Origin of the sequence: Paenibacillus sp. ClWae2A (assembly GCF_032452295.1) — a bacterium.
Lineage (GTDB): Bacteria > Bacillota > Bacilli > Paenibacillales > Paenibacillaceae > Paenibacillus.
Genome location: NZ_JAULSQ010000009.1, coordinates 88,427 through 106,156, shown reverse-complemented (window position 1 = coordinate 106,156; position 17,730 = coordinate 88,427). Strand labels below are relative to the sequence as shown.

Genomic DNA, 17,730 nt, shown 5'->3' with positions numbered 1-17,730 from the left:
TTTTATTCCCATGGATAAGTGACGGTCAGGAAGTCGGCGAATTTCTTGCTCTCTTCCCGCCGCCTCTTCCGCATGGCCGCCCGATCCGGAGCGGTCTCGTATAGTTTCTTCTCTTCTTCCGTCTCCGGGATAATGCGGGGTACGATCAGTTTGCGATTATTTTCGTCCAGGGCCACAAAGGTCAGGAATGCAGTCGCCGCAATTTTCTTCTCTCCGGTCTTCAGATCCTCTCGAATCACCTTCACAAAAATCTCCATAGAACTGCGTCCTGTCCAGGACGCGAACGATTCCAGCGTAACGGAGTCCGTTGGGTTAATCGGGTACAGGAAATCGACAGAGTCGGTTGAAGCCGTTACGGTATTGACCCGGCATAGCTTCGAAGCGGCGATGGATGCAATATCATCGATGTAGGACATCAGCTTGCCGCCAAAAAGCGTATTATGATTGTTGACATCGGTTGGGAACACCCGCGCCGTCTTGAAACAACGTGTTTCACGTACATATTTTTTCTCCACCTGATCCATCTCCGTAGGTTTCGGTATCTCTCTCATGCTTTTCCTCCTTACAGTATGGCTGCTGTGACATTTCATTTCATGTGTTGCAGGGTCTTTTTTTGATCTGTTATCCCTAGTATAGGTGTAGGTCAGATACATATTCAAATGAAGTCAGACTGCAAAAAAACCGCCAGGCGCGGACCGGCGCGCTGGCGGTTTACTGCTGTATATTAAGCCTTGGGCTTGAAAATGCCGGACGGTTTGCCGATAGGCAAGAACGCATAGCCGAAGTGAGCGTTCAGTACCGAAGCACCTGTACCATACAGGGACACAATTCCGATCGCCATTTCAGCGTATGCTGCAATGGTGTGGAAAATGTGAGGAGCTACGCCGAAAGCGTCAAAAGTCAAGCCAAGGAACAGGAAGTCAATCAGAATGAAGATGATAAGCAATACTTTATTTGCTTCAATAGCACCGATTGTCATGAACAGGGTGAATACGAGGTATCCGGCAAAAGCAAATCCGAGCTGCTTGCCATCGGCCTGTTCAGCAAGCGTGGAGCCAAATACGCCCATTTTGATCATCCAGTTGGCCGCCATGGCAAACCAGAAGAATGCATACGCGCCGAAAGCTGTTGTGCCGAAGGTGTTGTTGCGTTTGGAATCTTGAATACATGCGAATAACTGGGCAAAGGCACCCAGGAAGATCGCCCAAGGAATAGCGTAGCTAAGTCCATCCGTAATGCCAAGCTTTTGGGAAGAAGCGACCAGGGTTACGATAGCCAACCCAAATAATCCCATTGCGCTGGGATCGGCGTTAACAATTTTGACTTTAGTCTGTGAATCGGTCTGCATGGTGATGATAAGCCTCCAATAATATCAAATCAGGATCAATGGCCGTCGTTGGCCGTCCTCTAAATTACATCATTTGTATCCGCCGGGTCCGGACACACACATCGCCCTATTGTACCTGAATGACCCCATTATGGAAAGGGATTTTATTACCTTTTGAACCAATAGACTTTTTGTTTTTTCAATATACACATTTACGACACAATCCGTTCTGGCGGTAAATAATGAGGCCAGACGCTACAATCGAACCCTCGATAAGACCACTAAAATTGCGTCATATCAGCCATTTTCGGATAAGCTCTTGTGTGATAAAATAATCTTTATCAAAATTTGGAGAAGAATACAAAACATCCTTGTCTCCTATGCCATATGTTAATCCAACTATAGATTGACAGGAAAAACTAAAATGGTTCACAGAATAAGGAGGTATCAGGGGTCATGGTTATGAGTTTGGATTTGAAAAATAAAATAGAGAAGGCCAGACATAACCTTCATATGCTGGTAGAGCATAACAAGGGTGGTCTTGGGCATCCGGATGTGATTCGACAGTCTATGGCATTGGACGAATTGATTAATGAGTATAACCGAATTAGCCGAAACCATTCACGGGCCTGAACCCGAAGCGATTTTGATTTTTATATACGGAACGAATCACATAAATTGTAACGTTTGATCGTACAGACGGGCATGAATACAGCCGGAATGGACTGCCTCAGTTGAAGAGGTGGTACCATACCAGCATAGTATTCATGCCCGTTTGTTTTTTTGCAAAATATCAATTATCTATCTGTTTAATGCAGCAATCGTTTGGCTTCCAAATATAGGACCTGTACGAACTTTTTTGTATTAATGCGTGTCTGGGACAAGGAAGGCTCAACGTTATTTTGCAGCTCCAGCATTTTTTTGCGAATTTCGGTGAAATCGAAAAATTTGGATGCATAGTTCTCGAACTTGGGATGTGTATAATCTGTTAATCCCAGAGAAACCACATGGCTCAGTGTCTGGAAGATGGCCCTGCGAACACGTTGTTCGGATGCCTTGATCTCCTTGTTCACCTCTGCGAGAGAGGCGTCCTCTCCCAGTTTACGTATCGCTACATTCTGGAAGATGTCTTTGAGGGATGGGAACGTATAGGGGGACAGCTTATGCTCATCTGTCTCTACCTGCTCCAGATATTCCAGCATGTCCAGCAGATCCCTGCTGCCCGCTTCACCGATCATGCCCATCTCGGACAGCAGGAAATGTCCTGCTGTCGTAATTGTTTTGTCCGGAACCGGAGCTGCGGTACGTTCGATAGAATTCAACCCGGACAATCCCTGCAATGTCCGCTGAATATCTGCGATGGATTGCTGCATCCGAAGCCTTTCGCTCACCAGCCGCAGAACAGATAGAATCTCCAACCGGTTAATCGGCTTCGTAATATAATATTCAATGCCTAGTGAATAGGCTTCACCGATCATATTTTTCGACTCGATCTGGGAGATCATGACGATCTTGCCCTCGAACCTTCCTTCAAGTGCTCGCACAGTCTGAATCCCGTCTCGTTGGGGCATCAGCAGATCAATCAGCAGTACATCCACCTTATGCAGTTCCAACAATTCCGCGTGAATATGTGCTCCGTCCTCAGCTTCCCCGGCAATATCGCCCAGGCCTTCATCCTCAATAATATCCATCAACATGGAACGAACGCCAGGATCATCATCCACGATAAAATAACGCATGTCAGTCATTCCCTTTCTCTGCGAATGGTGTGATTGATAAATCTATGGTAAAGGCGGTTAACGCCGCGATGAACTCTCGTTCCAGTGTAATCGTTCCTTTCCTTCTTGCATAGAACCCGACATGTCAGGTTAAATGACAATGATTGGGCGATCAAAGCCCATTTTTAAAATAAATCTAGAAATTGCATGTAGGTATTTGTCGATTTCCGTAGGTGCCCTTGTAGTATAAGTAACATCCCGAAGTCTGGGGCTAGTGTTGTGCAGAATGGTACAAACTTTTCACGTGACTCATCTCTGTACTTGAAATACACCATAAAAAGGGGCATACCGATGGAGCAAACAATACAAGATATTGTCGGCATTTTCAATGATTTTCTATGGTCCAAAGTGTTAATTATACTATTGGTAGTATGTGGCATATACTTCACCACCAAGACCCGATTCATGCAATTCCGCATGATTGGAGACATGGTGAAGGTGCTTCTAGAGCCGAAAAGCAAGGAACCAGGCAAAATTTCACCTTTTCAGGCGTTCTGTATTAGTATGGCGGCCCGTGTAGGTACAGGGAATATTACCGGTATTGCACTGGCTATCGCACTGGGTGGACCTGGGGCTATATTCTGGATGTGGATCATTGCAATTATCGGGTCGGCCTCCAGTTTTGTGGAGAGTACGCTGGCTCAGATCTATAAAGTGAAGGATAAGGGTGGATTCCGCGGGGGTCCGGCGTATTATATGGAACGTGGGTTGGGCAAACGCTGGATGGGGATTTTATTTGCCATTCTCATTACGTTGTCATTCGGTTTAGTCTTTAATGCGGTGCAGTCTAACACGATTACCGTTGCATTTGAGAACTCATTTGGCACGGATCGGTTAACGATAGGGATCATTATGGCCGTGGTATTTGCAGGAATTATTATGGGCGGTGTCAAACGGATTGCAAAAGCGTCGGAATACATCGTCGTGGTGCTTGCCGTATTGTACATTGGGGTAGCGGCTTTTGTGGTGCTGGCGAACATTACTCAGCTTCCGGCCATGATTGCGTTGATCGTCAAAAATGCCTTCGGCATTGAACAAGTTGCTGGCGGAACGTTGGGCGCTGCACTGATGAACGGTGTGAAACGCGGATTGTTCTCCAATGAGGCGGGGATGGGTAGTGCCCCGAATGCTGCTGCAACGGCGGATACAACACATCCGGTGAAACAGGGACTTATTCAGGCGTTTGGCGTGCTTACAGATACGTTAGTGATATGTACAAGCACAGCCATGATTATTTTGCTATCCGGGGTATACAAAGGTTCCAATCTGGGTGGCATTGAATTAACTCAGGCTGCATTAAGTGTACATATTGGTTCATGGGCATCGGGATTCCTGGCGGTTATGGTGTTCCTGTTTGCCTTCAGTACACTAATCGGAAATTATTACTATGGAGAAACCAACATTGAGTTTATCAAATCCAACAAAGTTTGGCTGTGGGTATACCGCATTTGCGTTATCGCGATGGTGGTGTTTGGTGCGGTAGCCAAAGTGCAGCTGGTATGGGATTTGGCTGACCTGTTCATGGGGCTCATGGTGGTGGTGAACCTGATTGCAATTCTGATGCTGTCCAAGGTGACTTTCGAAGCGTTGAAGGACTACAAGAAACAGAAGGCTGAAGGCCGTGATCCCGTCTTTACCCGGGACCGGATTCATATTCCGGGTGAAGTGGAATGCTGGCAGTCGGAAGAAGAAGTTATTGGAGATAAATCAATACATGTAGCCAATTAAGATTTTATCTGAACGTAGTTGGTTATATAAAATGGACACAACAAACAACAGGACTTGGATTATCCATCATGGGCAACCCGAGTCCTGTTTGTTGCATATAAAATCTATTTTTGCACTAGCTAAAGTTCATCAAAAGATATATTTTGATTACTTTTTAACCGAATAACTGATCAGTTGTTCGGATAGAGTTTTCATTCGTTCCCCTGTTACATTAAGCTGCTCAATCACATCCGTAAAGGATGCTACAAGCGTGGCTTGTTCCTGTGAAGAGGCTGCAATCTGGGAGACTTCAACTTCCATCTGTTTGATGACCTGTTGTACATCTCTCAGACTGGTATCGATATCACTTGTAGCTTGTTTGGCATCCACAGAGAGTTTGCGTACTTCCGAAGCCACCACACCGAAGCCGGCACCAGCTTCACCAACACGAGCGGCTTCAATAGCGGCATTGAGGCCAAGCAAGTTGGTTTGTTCAGAGATTTCACGGATGAACCCGGCTACTTTGTTGATTTGGGAAGAGTTCTGAACAGCAAGTCTTGTGTTCTGCAAGATCTGTTCACTGGTTGCTTGCAATTCTTCGGCATGAGCGGCGACATGCTGCACCATATCAACGAGGTTACCATTGATGGTTTGATTTTCTTGTATAATATCTTCAAGTTGGTTCTGATTGGATTGATCGTAAGATACACAGAAAACAGCAACGACTTTTTGTTGATCATCAAAGATCGGAATGTTCAAAATATCCAGTTCAATACCATAAACTTCCTTGGAGAGAGTAGAGAGAGTAGCTTCTCTTCCATTTTTTAAGATGGCAAAGTTTTGATACGATTCCAAGAGTGTCATTCCTTTTTCAAAACCAAGATCAAATTTATCTGTCATAATGACCTCTAATACTTTTTCGTGATCATAAAGAGTCAAACTGGCTGGTTCTCTGAGGATCAGGCTGATATAAGGCATTACTTTAAGCAGGGCATCTACAACGTTCATGGAAGAGGACCATCCTTTCAATATTTGAATGTATTTTATTTATCGATCTATGGAATGCTCTATCTTTCATCGGACAGGAAGGGCTTTTCGTGAACGGCATTTTGCATGAAAGAATGAACATTTTATGATTAAATTTTTAAATATTTACCATGTGAACTGATTTATTGGATATAAGTGTTAGTTGTAACTATTTTTATATCAAGATATTTGTACGATTGTATATCATTTATGGGACATATGTCCTTTTGTGTGCGTTATTTACGACAACGGAGGGGAAGTCGGGATGAAAGAAATTATGAACTTTGGACTTGTTCGGCAACTGGCCCGTGAGAATGGGCTCGATCAGGTGCTGGACGAGACTGCACTCACTGAGTTGAGACTACTTGAGGCTGCAAAGGGCGAGATGATATGTGCCAAAGGTGAACGACCCGAGCGATTGTATTTTCTCGTGCAGGGCAAGCTCAAGATCTATACCACCCTGCCTAACGGGAAGTCTCTGTTGCTTCGTTTCAGTACACCACTTGCGCTCGTGGGAGATTTGGAACTGGTAAATGGCAAGGAGGCTATGAATACGGTAGAGTCGGTGAGCAAAAGCCTCTTGCTGGGTATCAGCTATCGCGCTCTCCAGAATACGTATGCAGAGAACCCTAAGTTTCTCCACTTCATGCTCGGTCAAGTTACGCACAAATTGTATACCTTTTCCAACCTGTCGAGTCTGAATATGTTATATCCGGTCGAGAGCCGATTTGCCAGCTATCTGTTGTCCACAATGGGCCAGGACGAGTCCTCTTCGGAAGAGATCCAGACCTCCAAGCTCACCGAACTGGCCGATATGCTGGGCACCAGCTATAGGCATCTTAATAGAGTCGTTCAAGATCTGTGTAATCGAGATATTATTAGCAAAGTGCAGCGAAAGCTAGTGATCTGTGATCTGGAACAGTTGCGTGTCATCGCGGGAGGCAATATATATGAGTGATGGCATTTAAAATTAAGACCAGGCCTGCATATCTAAGCGACATGACGCGACACAATAAAATACAATACGACATAACAAAGAGCACCCTCCCGAATATACCAAGGGGTGCTCTTTTTGCAATGCACTTCAAGTGAATTAGATATCTCCGCGTTGCTCGAACAATTGAGCGATCTCTACAATGACACGGGTTGCCTTCACCATATTGTCTACCGATACATATTCGAATTTGCCATGATAGTTCTCACCACCAGTGAAAATATTTGGTGTTGGCATGCCCATATAGGATAGCTGGGAACCATCTGTTCCTCCCCGGATGGGGCGAATAACAGGTTCGATATCCAGTCGGGTCATGGCTTCATGGGCAATGTCGACGATCTGGCGTACGGGTTCAATTTTCTCGCGCATGTTATAGTACTGGTCATTCAATTCAATTGTGATTCTTTTCTCTCCATACTTGGTCTTCAGTTCGTTTGCGATATTCAATAGATTTGTTTTGCGCTCTTCAAACTTCTCCCGATCGAAATCACGGATAATGTAGCTCATCTTTGTCAGCTCAACGTCACCCTCCAGAGACAACAGATGGTAAAAACCATCATAACCGTCCGTGAATTCAGGAGCTTCCTCCACAGGCAGACGTCGATTCAATTCCATCGCAATTTTCAGAGAGTTCACCATCTTATCCTTTGCAGTTCCAGGATGCACATTGGTGCCTCGTACGGTAATTTTGGCGGCAGCTGCGTTAAAGCTCTCGTATTCCAGCTCACCAAGCGGTCCGCCATCAACCGTGTAAGCATATTTGGCTCCAAAAGCAGCTACATCGAACTTGTGCGGTCCACGGCCAATCTCTTCATCCGGGGTAAAAGCAACCCGAATCTTACCGTGTTTCACTTCCGGGTGTTCAATCAGATAGGCCATCGCGGTCATAATCTCGGCAATACCTGCCTTATTATCTGCACCAAGCAACGTTGTACCATCGGTTGTGATCAGGGTGTGGCCTTTATACTCGTGCAGCTCCGGGAAATCCTTGTTGGACAGTACTACATCCAGCTCCGAGTTCAGCACTATATCAGCACCGTCATAGTTGTCGATAACCTGTGGTTTGACATTTTTGCCAGTAAAGTCGGTCGCTGTATCGAGGTGAGCCAGGAAACCGATTACGGGAACATCCTTGTCGGTATTGGATGGCAGTGTAGCCATGACATAACCGTTCTCATCCATCGTCACATCTTGCAGACCAATGGAGGTACACTCTTCAACGAGCAGTTTGCCCAAAGCCAGTTGGCCGGGTGTGGAAGGGCATGTCTCGCTATTTTCATCGGATTGGGTATCCATCTGAACATAAGTACTCAGTCTTTGAATTAAAATATCTTTCATCTATTATCGCTCCCTAGCTTGAGTAGTATATAAGTTGAGCTACTTGTCTTACACTGATCCACTACGAGGCCAGAATAACCTTCTGATCGCTGTTATCCCCAGATTTTTTGATCCACTGTTACAAAGGTAAAAATCTGAGGATAGCGTATGCTTTCGATGCAGCTTTCTTTCAGAAAACTTTTAGGCGAAGTGTATGCTTTCGAAGTAGCTTTCTTGGAGAAAGCTTTTAGCTCCGCTTCTACAGGTTATTTCTGCCCTCTCCGTTATCGTGTAACCGTTAGTCACAACTTATGTAAATTGGGTATAGTAATTATTGTGGTTCTCTATGGTTATCATATCATGTTGTGCAGTCATTTCCAGAATGGGGCAGAGCCGAATTATGAGGATTCCTAGGTATCAAAAAGGGTACTAGGTCACAAAAATGTACGTACTTGTATTTCTATAACTGAGGTTCATAATAAATGATGAAGAAAGGATGTGTTCAAGACATGCCATTTATCACGGTTAAGGTACTGGAAGGCAAGTCGGTCGAGCAGAAACGTCAGTTGATTGAACGTATGACTCAGGTGGCTTGTGAGACACTGGATGTTGATCCGAGCAAAGTCTTTATCTTCATTGAGGATTTGGAGAAGGACAATTACGGCAAGAATGGAAAACTGTTTTCGGACTTAGACAAATAAGTAAGGCTTCATATATATCATGATCATGGAACAGGAGATGCAACATCAATGACTGAACAATTATTTTCCCCTTATCAATTCAAGAGTCTGCAATTAAATAACCGTGTCGTCATGGCACCGATGTGCCAATATTCTGTCACTGCGAAGGACGGCATTCCGAACGATTGGCATCAGGTTCACTATGTGAGCCGTGCGGTTGGAGGAACAGGACTGATTGTAATCGAGATGACCGATGTAGATCCGGATGGACGTATTACCGATAATGACTTGGGTATATGGTCAGATGAGCATGTGCCTGCCTTCACCAAACTTGTCGATGGAATTCATGCCTACGGCTCCAAAGTAGCTATTCAGATCGCACATGCGGGACGAAAAGCAGAGGATGCACCGCAGCCGGTTGCCCCATCGGTAGTTACATTCCCGGGAGAAAAGTACAAGGAACCACGTGCGTTAAGTACCGAAGAGGTAGAAGCCATGGTGCAGAAGTTCGCAGCCGGTGTTCGCCGCGCAGTACAGGCTGGAGTGGATACCATTGAGCTGCATGGCGCACATGGATACCTGATCCACCAGTTCCATTCTCCGCTGATGAACCATCGCGAGGATGCATATGGGCAGGATCTGTCCCGTTTTGGCGTTGAAGTCATTCGGGCAGCGAAAAAAGAAATGCCAGCAGACATGCCGCTGATTTTGCGGATTTCGGCCATAGAATACGCGGATGGTGGATACGATATCGACCACACGATCAATATCGCTCGTGCCTACCAAGATGCAGGCGTGGACATGTTCCATATCAGCTCAGGTGGCGAAGGACCTTCCGGACAGAGAAAACCGGGGAACTATCCAGGGTATCAAGTGCCATTTGCCCGTCGCTTCCGTGAAGAACTGAACGTTCCTGTAATCGCAGTGGGTATGCTGGAGGATGCAGCATTGGCTCAGGCGGTGATTGGAAACGGCGATGCGGATCTGGTTGCCGTTGGCAGAGGCATGCTGCGTGATCCGTACTGGGCGAACCATGCCGCTCTGGAACTGGGTGTCAGCAAGGATCAAGCTGCTATTGCGGAACAATATTCGCGTGGATACTAACTTGCACTAACATTTACACTTGCCACTCCGATGACAGAATAACCTTCCGATCGCTGTTATCCCCAGATTTTTTTGATTCACTTTTTCAAAGGTGAAAATCTGAGGATAGCGTAAGCTTCCGATGTAGCTTTCTTTCAGAAAGCTTTTAGGCGAACGCTCCGCTTCTTCAGGCTATTTCTGCCCTCTGCGTTCTCATGTAAATGTTATTGCAAATTTTATATAGTAAAATAGGCCACAGCAGGGGATAACCTTTGCTGTGGCCTATTTTTTTATAGTGAGAAGCATCAGCATATCCATCCAATTACGGATGGCTACGCTCTTCGAGTCGCTTCATAGACGAATTTTTGATTCGACTGTGTAGGTAGCTGGTCCGGGTTAAAGTTGGCGTACACTTTGATGTCAGAGAAACCAATGTGTTCGAGAATTAGGCGTAACTCTTCTATGCCGTACCAACGCAGGGTGAGTTGTTGCAGCTCCGTATCGGCAAGAGCACCCTGATGCCATTGCTCATAGCGAATGAGACTTACTAAGTACTGGTGAAGAAGGTTCACTTCAATGGTTTTCACTTCTACCGTGATCGTATCACCATCGGGTAATGAAACAATTGATGTTTCTACAGAAGAGGGTTGTGTCACATCGGGCAGAAACAGATCAAACACGAGCTTGCCGCCAGGTTCTAAATGCTGAAATAGATTACGTAATGCGTTAATCGACGCCTGTCTGTCTTGGATGAGGAGCAAAGAACCTCCGGGAATGATAATTGCCTCGTATCGATAGGGAAGGTCAAGCTTCTCCAGATTGGCAACGAACAACTCAGGCATGGGTAATGCTCGCTCCATACAACGAGAACGGCAAGAGTTGATCATATCGGTTGAATAATCAAGTCCATCCACCTTCAGGCCTGCTTCAAGTAAAGGAATGAGCACTCGGCCTGATCCCGACATGGCTTCAAGGATACGTCCTTTGCAGCGCTGAAGATAATGGCGATAGAATTCAATGTCTCCTTCCAAGGAGTGTCCCACAGGTTTCGTTAGATCATAAACGGCGGTGCATAATGGACCGTAATAACTGAATGACATAATAGGTGTCCCCCACATTCAAATGTATTAAAATGAAAACGTGGAAGGGAAGTCAGCAGGATTATCCCTTCCGGCAACGGTTGGAATTGGATTTTTCAGAGCAGACTATCATAGGAATCACGCACCTTTTATGGAATATGTTCCAATTATAGGGTGGATACAAAGCGGAGGTCAAACTTCAAATCCAGTAGTCCATACGAACAGATATGTCTAAGGAGGTGATTCGAATGGATTCATCATCAAGTTCATCAAGTGCACTGCCAGATATCCGGCAGGAACTTATGCTCCATGCACCTGTAGAGAAAGTGTGGGAGATGGTCTCGACCGAGCAAGGACTCAAAACCTGGTTCATGCCAGGCAATCTGGAACCTGTGGAAGGTCACGAGTTTATATTGGAGGCAGGCCCCTTCGGTCAATCACCATGTCGGGTGACGGAAGTTCTACCGCTGCACAAGCTGTCATTCCGTTGGGGGAAGGACTGGACATTGACGTTCCAACTGAATGAACAGCCCGAAGGTACGGATTTCACACTGATTCACAGCGGTTGGGATGCGGATAAACTGACCGAGTTTGGACAGGCCCACGCTATCGTACGCGAACGTATGGAACAGGGATGGGCCGGAATCGTTCAGAAGCTTGCTCAAGTTGTTAAATAAATCTTCATTCAATCAACTCCAGGCCATTTTGCTCGTTCATTCGGGTGGACATCGGCCTGGGGTTCCTTGGTGTACCAAGATCTGCCGGAAACAGACAGAAATCCTTCAAATTATAATGAATTTGACCGATTATGATACGGAAACTATTTCCGTGGGCACCAGAAACGTGTAACATGTTTTATAGCAATAAATCGACAAAATTAGACCTCTCTCGCCATTGTGGATGGAAGGAATACATAGATGAGAAAACACTGGATTATGCTGACCATAAGCTTCATATGTATTGTCATTGTTCCACTGGGCTGGATTGCCCAGACGTTAATAAGTGAGCGGAGTAACCCCCAGGCAACGGATGGAAGAATTGACCTGACCCAGTGGGACTTTGATCGCAAGGGTGCAGCGTCTCTAAAGGGTGTCTGGGATTTCTACCCTGGGGAGTTACTGAGCCCGGCAGATATTGAAGCAAGTGTATCCGGTCGCAAGCCATTGCCGGCTTCGTCTGGCACTCAGGTTCCGGCCCGATGGAACAAATCTCTGGGGCAAGCGCATGGGTATGGAACCTATCATTTGCAAGTCCAGCTTACACCCCGAACGATTAAAAACGATTATGGCATACGCACGCAGAATATACGCATGGCCCACCGGGTATTTATTGATGGTAAAGAGATTGGCGGCAAAGGGCTGCCAGGAAAGACCCCGGATACGGATGTGCAATTAAATCTTCCTTTTACGGGATTCACGTCCATTGAAGGCAACACGGCTGACATTATCATTCAGGTATCGAACTATAGTTATTCTTCTGGGGGCATTGTAGCGCCCATTTTGTTTGGAGACGAACATAGCATCCTGAAGAGCCAGCAACAAGATTGGCTCAAGGATCTGATGGCCTTATTCGGTTTTATCTTGCCAGCCGCCTTCTTTCTACTTCTATTCAGATTACGACGTACGGAGAAGGAGCTTCGTTTTCTCGGATTATTCAGCCTTTCTGGTGCGGTATACGCTCTGACACATGGGGAGAAGTTACTGGGAACGTTTGTACCGTTCCTGACCAATAATGAGATGCTTCGGATTCAGCTCCTTAGTTCAGCCTTTGCCTATTATTTTTTGCTCCGATATATGGATGCCCGTGTACCCGGAGCAGTCCACCAGTGGTTTGTTCGTCTGGGTGTAGTTTTGATCGTTGCACAGACTATTGTGGGTCTTACGCTCCCTTCGACCCTTTTCTCGTCTCTTGAGCTTCCCATGTTACTGATCTCGCTTGTTGTTATGTTCTATACGCTGCGCGCCATGTTCTATTGGTTGAAAGGACGGCCGAATGATAGCCACTTTGCACTGGTGAGCATGATGAGCATACTCATGGTTGTTGTGCTGCACACGCTTGGTGCGTTCACTACCTTAGACACAGCGTTCTTTGCGCTGATTGAACTTTTATTATTTGTATTTGCCCAGATGATTGTGACCGCAATCCGCTTTGCACAATCATTCCGTGATGTGGAAGCCCTTTCGGAGCGGTTGCTTGCCATTGACAGCCTAAAGGACGAGTTCATGGCGAACACGTCTCATGAGCTGCGAACTCCCCTGCATGGCATCATTAATATTGCGCAATCGATGCTGGAAGGTGCGGCCGGAGCGGTCACGCCCAAGCAAGCCAAAAATCTGTCCATGATTACTTCAACCGGCAAGCGCCTTTCACTGCTAGTTAATGATATTTTGGATTTTTCCAAATTAAAAAATAGTGAGATCGAGTTGAAACGGGTACCTGTCGATCTGGAATCGGTTGCCCGTACCGTTGTTGAAGTCTCGGGTTTCACGTTTGAGGACAAGCCGGTTTTACTAATTCAGCAATGGCCCCAGTCGTTGCCACTTGTTGAGGCAGATGAAGATCGCCTAAGGCAAGTTCTGTATAACTTGCTGGGTAACGCCTATAAGTACACTGAACAGGGTGAGATTCGGTTGTACGCCAGTGTTGAAGGGGATTGGGTGAAGGTATCGGTCGCTGATACAGGGGTAGGCATTGCCTTGGACAAACAGGAGGATATCTTCCAGGCGTACGAGCAGAGTAACGGGACGATCGAGCGATTAAATGATGGAACCGGACTGGGTCTGAGTATTACACGAAAACTTGTTGAGCTTGGCGGTGGTGAGATCTGGGTTGAATCGGAGCCGGGGCAAGGTTCGACTTTTCACTTCACCCTGCCTGTTATGAAGCTGCCGCTGCTGCAAACTCATTCAAAACCGACTGCTGCCCGATATGTTGCTGCACAGGGAGCAGGGACGAAGGAGCTTGTGACAAGAGAGTCAGATGAGCCTGATGATCTTACGGAAGCGGAGCATACGATTCTGATTGTAGACGATGATCCCGTGAATCGACAGGTATTGCTTAATCTGTTATCGACGGAACGGTATCGTGTGATTGCAGCGGACAGCGGGTCCACTGCATTGAAACTGCGTGAAGAATTTCCGTCCATTGATCTTGTTATTACAGATTGGATGATGCCTAAAATGTCCGGGCTTGAGTTATGTCGCAAACTGCGCGAGCACAGTTCCTTGTCTGAGTTACCGATTCTGATGCTGACCGCCCGAGGGTTGCCTGAGGATATCAAACACGGATTTCAGGCGGGAGCCAATGACTTCCTGAGCAAACCGGTGGATGCTGGTGAATTGCGCGCCAGAGTTCGGACGTTAATTGAGATGCGGAGTTCTGTGCAGGAAGCTATTCGTACCGAAATGGCCTTTTTACAGGCCCAGATCAAGCCACACTTTCTATATAATGCACTCAATGTCATTATCGCGACCTGTGCAGTGAATCCAGACAAAGCAACTGATCTGCTGATTGAATTGAGTCATTACCTGCGCGGAAGCTTTGACTTCCAGAACAGGGAGCAGCTTGTTCCTTTGACCAAAGAGTTGGAATTGGTGGAGTCTTATGTGCATCTGGAACAGGCCAGATTTGAGGAAAGACTGGTGGTTGAGTACGAGGTGGAATCAGACGTGCATCTATATCTGCCACCTCTCAGTATTCAGCCACTTGTGGAGAATGCCATTCGCCACGGCGTGATGGAGCGGGCAGCCGGCGGGACAGTTCATCTTAGGATTTTCAAAGAGAGCGAGTATGTAGTCGTACAGGTTCAGGATGATGGTGTAGGTATCCCCCCTGAGCGTATGGCTCAGGTGAAGTCTGGACGAACCGAAGGTCCCGGAGGTGTTGGGCTGCAAAATATAAATCGTCGCCTGATGTCTCTCTATGGTCAGGGACTGGAGATTCATAGCCATGTGGGTAAAGGCACACAGATCCGATTCCGCATCCCTGTGCAAAAGGTGAGTTATTCCAATTAATGAGCCGAGGCACGTCAAGGGAAAGTGACGCAGCAGGGGGCGAAAAGGCGGTAAAAGATGCACTTCAGCGAGTTTTGAGACACGCCCTAATAAGCGGATGCCGATAAAATCGGTATTCCTATTGAATTTTTCATGGCAGGAGGCTGAAAGAACGGTGAGAGCCATTGTGATCGATGATGAGAAGCCAGCGCAGCTTCATCTGGAGCGCCTACTACGAACGGACGGACGAATTACACCGGTGCAATGTTTTTCAACAGCCCGTGATGGTCTGCATTTTCTGGCAAACGAACGTGTAGATGTTGTATTTTTAGACATTGGAATGCCGGAGATGAATGGCCTGGAAGCGGCTGAATATATACAGCAATTGGATCAGAGTATTCGTATCATCTTTGTTACGGCTTATGCGGATCATGCAGTGGAAGCATTCGAGCTGCATGCGCTGGATTATGTACTGAAACCGGTAAGTTCCGCACGATTGGCCAAAACCATTGATCGAATTGCGAGTATAATGTCGCATACTTCCCAAGTTGCAGCCACCGCCGAGGTACAGGAATCGGAACCAGTATCTGTGGAATTGGATACAGAAGTACCAGGGCTGCTCACGTTCAAACATCTGGATATCTACAGAAGCTTGGATCAGGGTGCCGAGAAACATAAGTGGCGCACAACCAAATCACAGGAATTGTTTGCTTTTTTGTTTCATCACAGGGAAGAATGGGTAAGCAAGGAGATTCTGCTGGATAAGCTGTGGGGTGATGTTTCCCAGGAAAAGGGATTAACTCATCTACATACTTCTGTGTACCAGATTCGAAAGCTGATTAAGGAATGGAACATGACAGGCAAGCTGGAGTACAATATGAACCGCTATCGTCTGTTATCAGGCAATCTGGTAAGTGATGTGGATCAATTTGAAAAAGCCATGGTCTACAACGTCATCACATCAGACAATGTCGATGATTTAAGGCAAATGATTCGGCTCTATCGTGGCGATTATCTGGAAGAGCATGATTATCGTTGGGCACAGGCCAAAGCAAGGGAACTCAGACGCAAGTATACAGGGCTGGTTATGGATATCGCGAGATGGGACATGGAGCATGGTTGGGGCAAGGAAGCGATTGAGCAATTAACGATATTGCAGGAACGGGAGCCTTATTCGGAAGAAATCTGCCGACTCATGATGGAAGTGTATGCATCCATGGATGATCAGCAAGGCATACTTCGTTTATATCATTCATTTACATTGACATTGAACGAGGATCTGGGACATCAGCCGGAGCCGGAAACAAGCAGGTTATATCAGAACCTGACGGACAAATAAGCGTAAGTAACGTAAGTTCAGACAGGAGGGTGAGGCATGAAGGTATTCATACACCGCAAAGACTTGCGTACGGATGATCTGGCCGCATTCGATTATTTGCGGGAACACGAAGAAGAGAGTATGCATGTTCTCATCTATGATCCATTCCTCCTGCGGCAAGGCCGAGAGAAGGAACACAGTGGTGTGAATTTTAGGCAGCATGCGGCGGAATTAGGCAGACAGTATCTTGAAGCCAAACGAAAACTACATGTTGCTTATGGCAAACCGGCTGAAGTGGTTGAATTCATCCTGAACGAATTTAAAGGCGAGATTGACGAGATTGTGGTCCATCGGGACATGACGCCCTATGCAATCGAGCGGGATAGAGCCATACGCAAAGTCAGTGAGGAACGCGAGGTTTCGTTCACACAACTGACGGATCATCTGGTGATGGATCTGAATGGTTTTGCTAATTTTACAGGTAAGTCGGAGCCCTATAAGGTATTTGCGGCTTTTCATCGGCGGTGGGTGGAATTCATGAATGAACATCCCAACCCTCCTTCGGCAACAACGGTTGCAGAATTGAAGGTGAGTGATCGTCAGATTGAATGGCCGGATGCGATGCAGGTACCTCAAGAGTTGCTTGAGGGCAGTGGTTCGAATGACGAGGACCCGCATCTGCTGTTGGATCAATTCTTATCGGATCGTATTGCTGAATATGGGGATCATCGGGATGAATATGAGGCTTACGAACCGAGTCATCTCAGTTCTTACGTAGCGGTGGGAGCCGTGTCTATCCGCAAGATGTACGATGCGGCGAGTCGCATGGCTGAGGCTGGGGAATGGATCAGGCAGTTGTGCTTCCGCGACTTCTATCTGTATCGGTCGGTCTATGAGAGTCACTATTTTACATATGAAAAGGTGTACGATCTCTCGGCTCTCCATGATGATCACTTTGAACGGTGGTGCAAGGCGGAGACAGGTATTCCGATTATTGATGCAGCCATGACGGAACTGAATGAAACCGGACATATGCCGAACCGGCTCCGGATTCTCACGGCGATGTTTCTCACCAAAAACCTGCAATGCCCGTTCACCTTGGGTGAAGCCTATTTCAGGCGCAAGCTGAGTGACTATGATAACATTCAAAACCGTGGTAACTGGTTATGGTGTGCTTCGCTTGGTGAGAATGCAGCTCCGTATTTTCGCGTGAACAATCCGGTAACACAATCCGAGAAGTATGATCCGCAAGGCGATTATATTCGGAAATGGTTGCCTGAACTGAAGGATCTGCATAGCAAGGACATCCATCAGCCACGCAAGGATGCCATTGTAGATCTGAAGGCATCCAGACAGGCGGCTATTGACGTGTATAAACAGATTCTGGCGAGTCGTGGGAAGTAGACTCAGTCAGGGGAGGGATCATGCC

The 17,730-nt window shown here is 46.6% G+C and carries 15 protein-coding genes; 9 read left to right on the top strand and 6 right to left on the bottom strand.

All coding sequences use genetic code 11. From position 1 onward, the window contains the following. Positions 1-2: 2 nt before the first annotated feature. Entirely contained in the window at positions 3-515 is a 513-nt protein-coding gene (locus QVE09_RS22955; protein WP_124116913.1) for an acyl-CoA thioesterase, read from the bottom strand. A gap of 209 nt (positions 516-724) precedes the next feature. After that, on the bottom strand, positions 725-1,348 hold the full coding sequence (locus QVE09_RS22950) for an acetate uptake transporter (protein WP_091012490.1): 624 nt from the start codon (positions 1,346-1,348) through the stop codon (positions 725-727). A 435-nt stretch (positions 1,349-1,783) separates the two neighbouring features. Between QVE09_RS22950 and QVE09_RS22945 the strand changes: the two genes are divergently transcribed. Beyond that, entirely contained in the window at positions 1,784-1,960 is a 177-nt protein-coding gene (locus QVE09_RS22945) for an aspartyl-phosphate phosphatase Spo0E family protein (protein ID WP_017691636.1), read from the top strand. A 176-nt stretch (positions 1,961-2,136) separates the two neighbouring features. On the opposite strand, the gene QVE09_RS22940 is transcribed toward QVE09_RS22945, so the two are convergent. Further along, positions 2,137-3,066 (bottom strand): response regulator, encoded by a 930-nt coding sequence (locus tag QVE09_RS22940; RefSeq protein ID WP_249913770.1) that lies wholly within the window; start codon positions 3,064-3,066, stop codon positions 2,137-2,139. Between the two features lie 330 nt (positions 3,067-3,396). Here QVE09_RS22940 and QVE09_RS22935 point away from each other — a divergent pair, with 330 nt between their 5' ends. Then, the gene (locus QVE09_RS22935; protein ID WP_315938662.1) at positions 3,397-4,833 is read left to right on the top strand and encodes an alanine/glycine:cation symporter family protein; all 1,437 of its coding nucleotides are present in this window, start codon (positions 3,397-3,399) and stop codon (positions 4,831-4,833) included. Between the two features lie 147 nt (positions 4,834-4,980). On the opposite strand, the gene QVE09_RS31555 is transcribed toward QVE09_RS22935, so the two are convergent. Next, positions 4,981-5,439: a methyl-accepting chemotaxis protein gene (locus QVE09_RS31555; RefSeq protein WP_397387086.1), complete on the bottom strand. Its 459-nt coding sequence runs from the start codon at positions 5,437-5,439 to the stop codon at positions 4,981-4,983. A 664-nt stretch (positions 5,440-6,103) separates the two neighbouring features. Here QVE09_RS31555 and QVE09_RS22925 point away from each other — a divergent pair. Continuing rightward, positions 6,104-6,796: a Crp/Fnr family transcriptional regulator gene (locus QVE09_RS22925; RefSeq protein WP_315938660.1), complete on the top strand. Its 693-nt coding sequence runs from the start codon at positions 6,104-6,106 to the stop codon at positions 6,794-6,796. A 135-nt stretch (positions 6,797-6,931) separates the two neighbouring features. Here the strand turns inward: QVE09_RS22925 and pepT are convergent, their stop codons facing one another. Beyond that, positions 6,932-8,170 carry a peptidase T gene (pepT, locus tag QVE09_RS22920; RefSeq protein ID WP_315938659.1) on the bottom strand — a complete coding sequence of 413 codons (1,239 nt, stop codon included), beginning with the start codon at positions 8,168-8,170 and terminating at the stop codon, positions 6,932-6,934. Between the two features lie 488 nt (positions 8,171-8,658). On the opposite strand from pepT, the gene QVE09_RS22915 reads away from it, so the two are divergent. Together QVE09_RS22915 and QVE09_RS22910 are read left to right on the top strand one after the other, a co-directional pair. Further along, positions 8,659-8,850, top strand: a complete 192-nt coding sequence (locus QVE09_RS22915) for a tautomerase family protein (RefSeq protein WP_017691642.1) — start codon at positions 8,659-8,661, stop codon at positions 8,848-8,850. 48 nt (positions 8,851-8,898) lie between these two features. Next, the gene (locus tag QVE09_RS22910) at positions 8,899-9,933 is read left to right on the top strand and encodes an NADH:flavin oxidoreductase/NADH oxidase (protein ID WP_315938658.1); all 1,035 of its coding nucleotides are present in this window, start codon (positions 8,899-8,901) and stop codon (positions 9,931-9,933) included. Positions 9,934-10,244: 311 nt separating this feature from the next. On the opposite strand, the gene QVE09_RS22905 is transcribed toward QVE09_RS22910, so the two are convergent. Next, positions 10,245-11,012 (bottom strand): class I SAM-dependent methyltransferase, encoded by a 768-nt coding sequence (locus tag QVE09_RS22905; RefSeq protein WP_315938657.1) that lies wholly within the window; start codon positions 11,010-11,012, stop codon positions 10,245-10,247. 227 nt (positions 11,013-11,239) lie between these two features. On the opposite strand from QVE09_RS22905, the gene QVE09_RS22900 reads away from it, so the two are divergent. The 4 genes from QVE09_RS22900 (at position 11,240) to QVE09_RS22885 (ending at position 17,705) form a co-directional block, all read left to right on the top strand. Further along, a complete protein-coding gene (locus QVE09_RS22900) occupies positions 11,240-11,668 on the top strand; it encodes an SRPBCC family protein (protein WP_315938656.1) in 429 nt (142 codons plus the stop codon). Between the two features lie 240 nt (positions 11,669-11,908). Further along, positions 11,909-15,004: an ATP-binding protein gene (locus QVE09_RS22895; RefSeq protein ID WP_315938655.1), complete on the top strand. Its 3,096-nt coding sequence runs from the start codon at positions 11,909-11,911 to the stop codon at positions 15,002-15,004. Positions 15,005-15,158: 154 nt separating this feature from the next. After that, the gene (locus tag QVE09_RS22890; RefSeq protein ID WP_315938654.1) at positions 15,159-16,322 is read left to right on the top strand and encodes a response regulator; all 1,164 of its coding nucleotides are present in this window, start codon (positions 15,159-15,161) and stop codon (positions 16,320-16,322) included. 36 nt (positions 16,323-16,358) lie between these two features. Further along, positions 16,359-17,705 carry a cryptochrome/photolyase family protein gene (locus tag QVE09_RS22885; protein ID WP_315938653.1) on the top strand — a complete coding sequence of 449 codons (1,347 nt, stop codon included), beginning with the start codon at positions 16,359-16,361 and terminating at the stop codon, positions 17,703-17,705. Positions 17,706-17,730: the final 25 nt, after the last annotated feature.

Excerpts from the sequence above, each read along its gene's own strand:
- QVE09_RS22950 (WP_091012490.1), bottom strand. The coding sequence starts at position 1,348 with ATGCAGACCGATTCACAGACTAAAGTCAAAATTGTTAACGCCGATCCC.
- QVE09_RS22945 (WP_017691636.1), top strand. The coding sequence starts at position 1,784 with ATGGTTATGAGTTTGGATTTGAAAAATAAAATAGAGAAGGCCAGACAT.
- QVE09_RS22940 (WP_249913770.1), bottom strand. The coding sequence starts at position 3,066 with ATGCGTTATTTTATCGTGGATGATGATCCTGGCGTTCGTTCCATGTTG.
- QVE09_RS22935 (WP_315938662.1), top strand. The coding sequence starts at position 3,397 with ATGGAGCAAACAATACAAGATATTGTCGGCATTTTCAATGATTTTCTA.
- QVE09_RS31555 (WP_397387086.1), bottom strand. The coding sequence starts at position 5,439 with ATGGTGCAGCATGTCGCCGCTCATGCCGAAGAATTGCAAGCAACCAGT.
- QVE09_RS22925 (WP_315938660.1), top strand. The coding sequence starts at position 6,104 with ATGAAAGAAATTATGAACTTTGGACTTGTTCGGCAACTGGCCCGTGAG.
- pepT (WP_315938659.1), bottom strand. The coding sequence starts at position 8,170 with ATGAAAGATATTTTAATTCAAAGACTGAGTACTTATGTTCAGATGGAT.
- QVE09_RS22915 (WP_017691642.1), top strand. The coding sequence starts at position 8,659 with ATGCCATTTATCACGGTTAAGGTACTGGAAGGCAAGTCGGTCGAGCAG.
- QVE09_RS22910 (WP_315938658.1), top strand. The coding sequence starts at position 8,899 with ATGACTGAACAATTATTTTCCCCTTATCAATTCAAGAGTCTGCAATTA.
- QVE09_RS22905 (WP_315938657.1), bottom strand. The coding sequence starts at position 11,012 with ATGTCATTCAGTTATTACGGTCCATTATGCACCGCCGTTTATGATCTA.
- QVE09_RS22900 (WP_315938656.1), top strand. The coding sequence starts at position 11,240 with ATGGATTCATCATCAAGTTCATCAAGTGCACTGCCAGATATCCGGCAG.
- QVE09_RS22895 (WP_315938655.1), top strand. The coding sequence starts at position 11,909 with ATGAGAAAACACTGGATTATGCTGACCATAAGCTTCATATGTATTGTC.
- QVE09_RS22885 (WP_315938653.1), top strand. The coding sequence starts at position 16,359 with ATGAAGGTATTCATACACCGCAAAGACTTGCGTACGGATGATCTGGCC.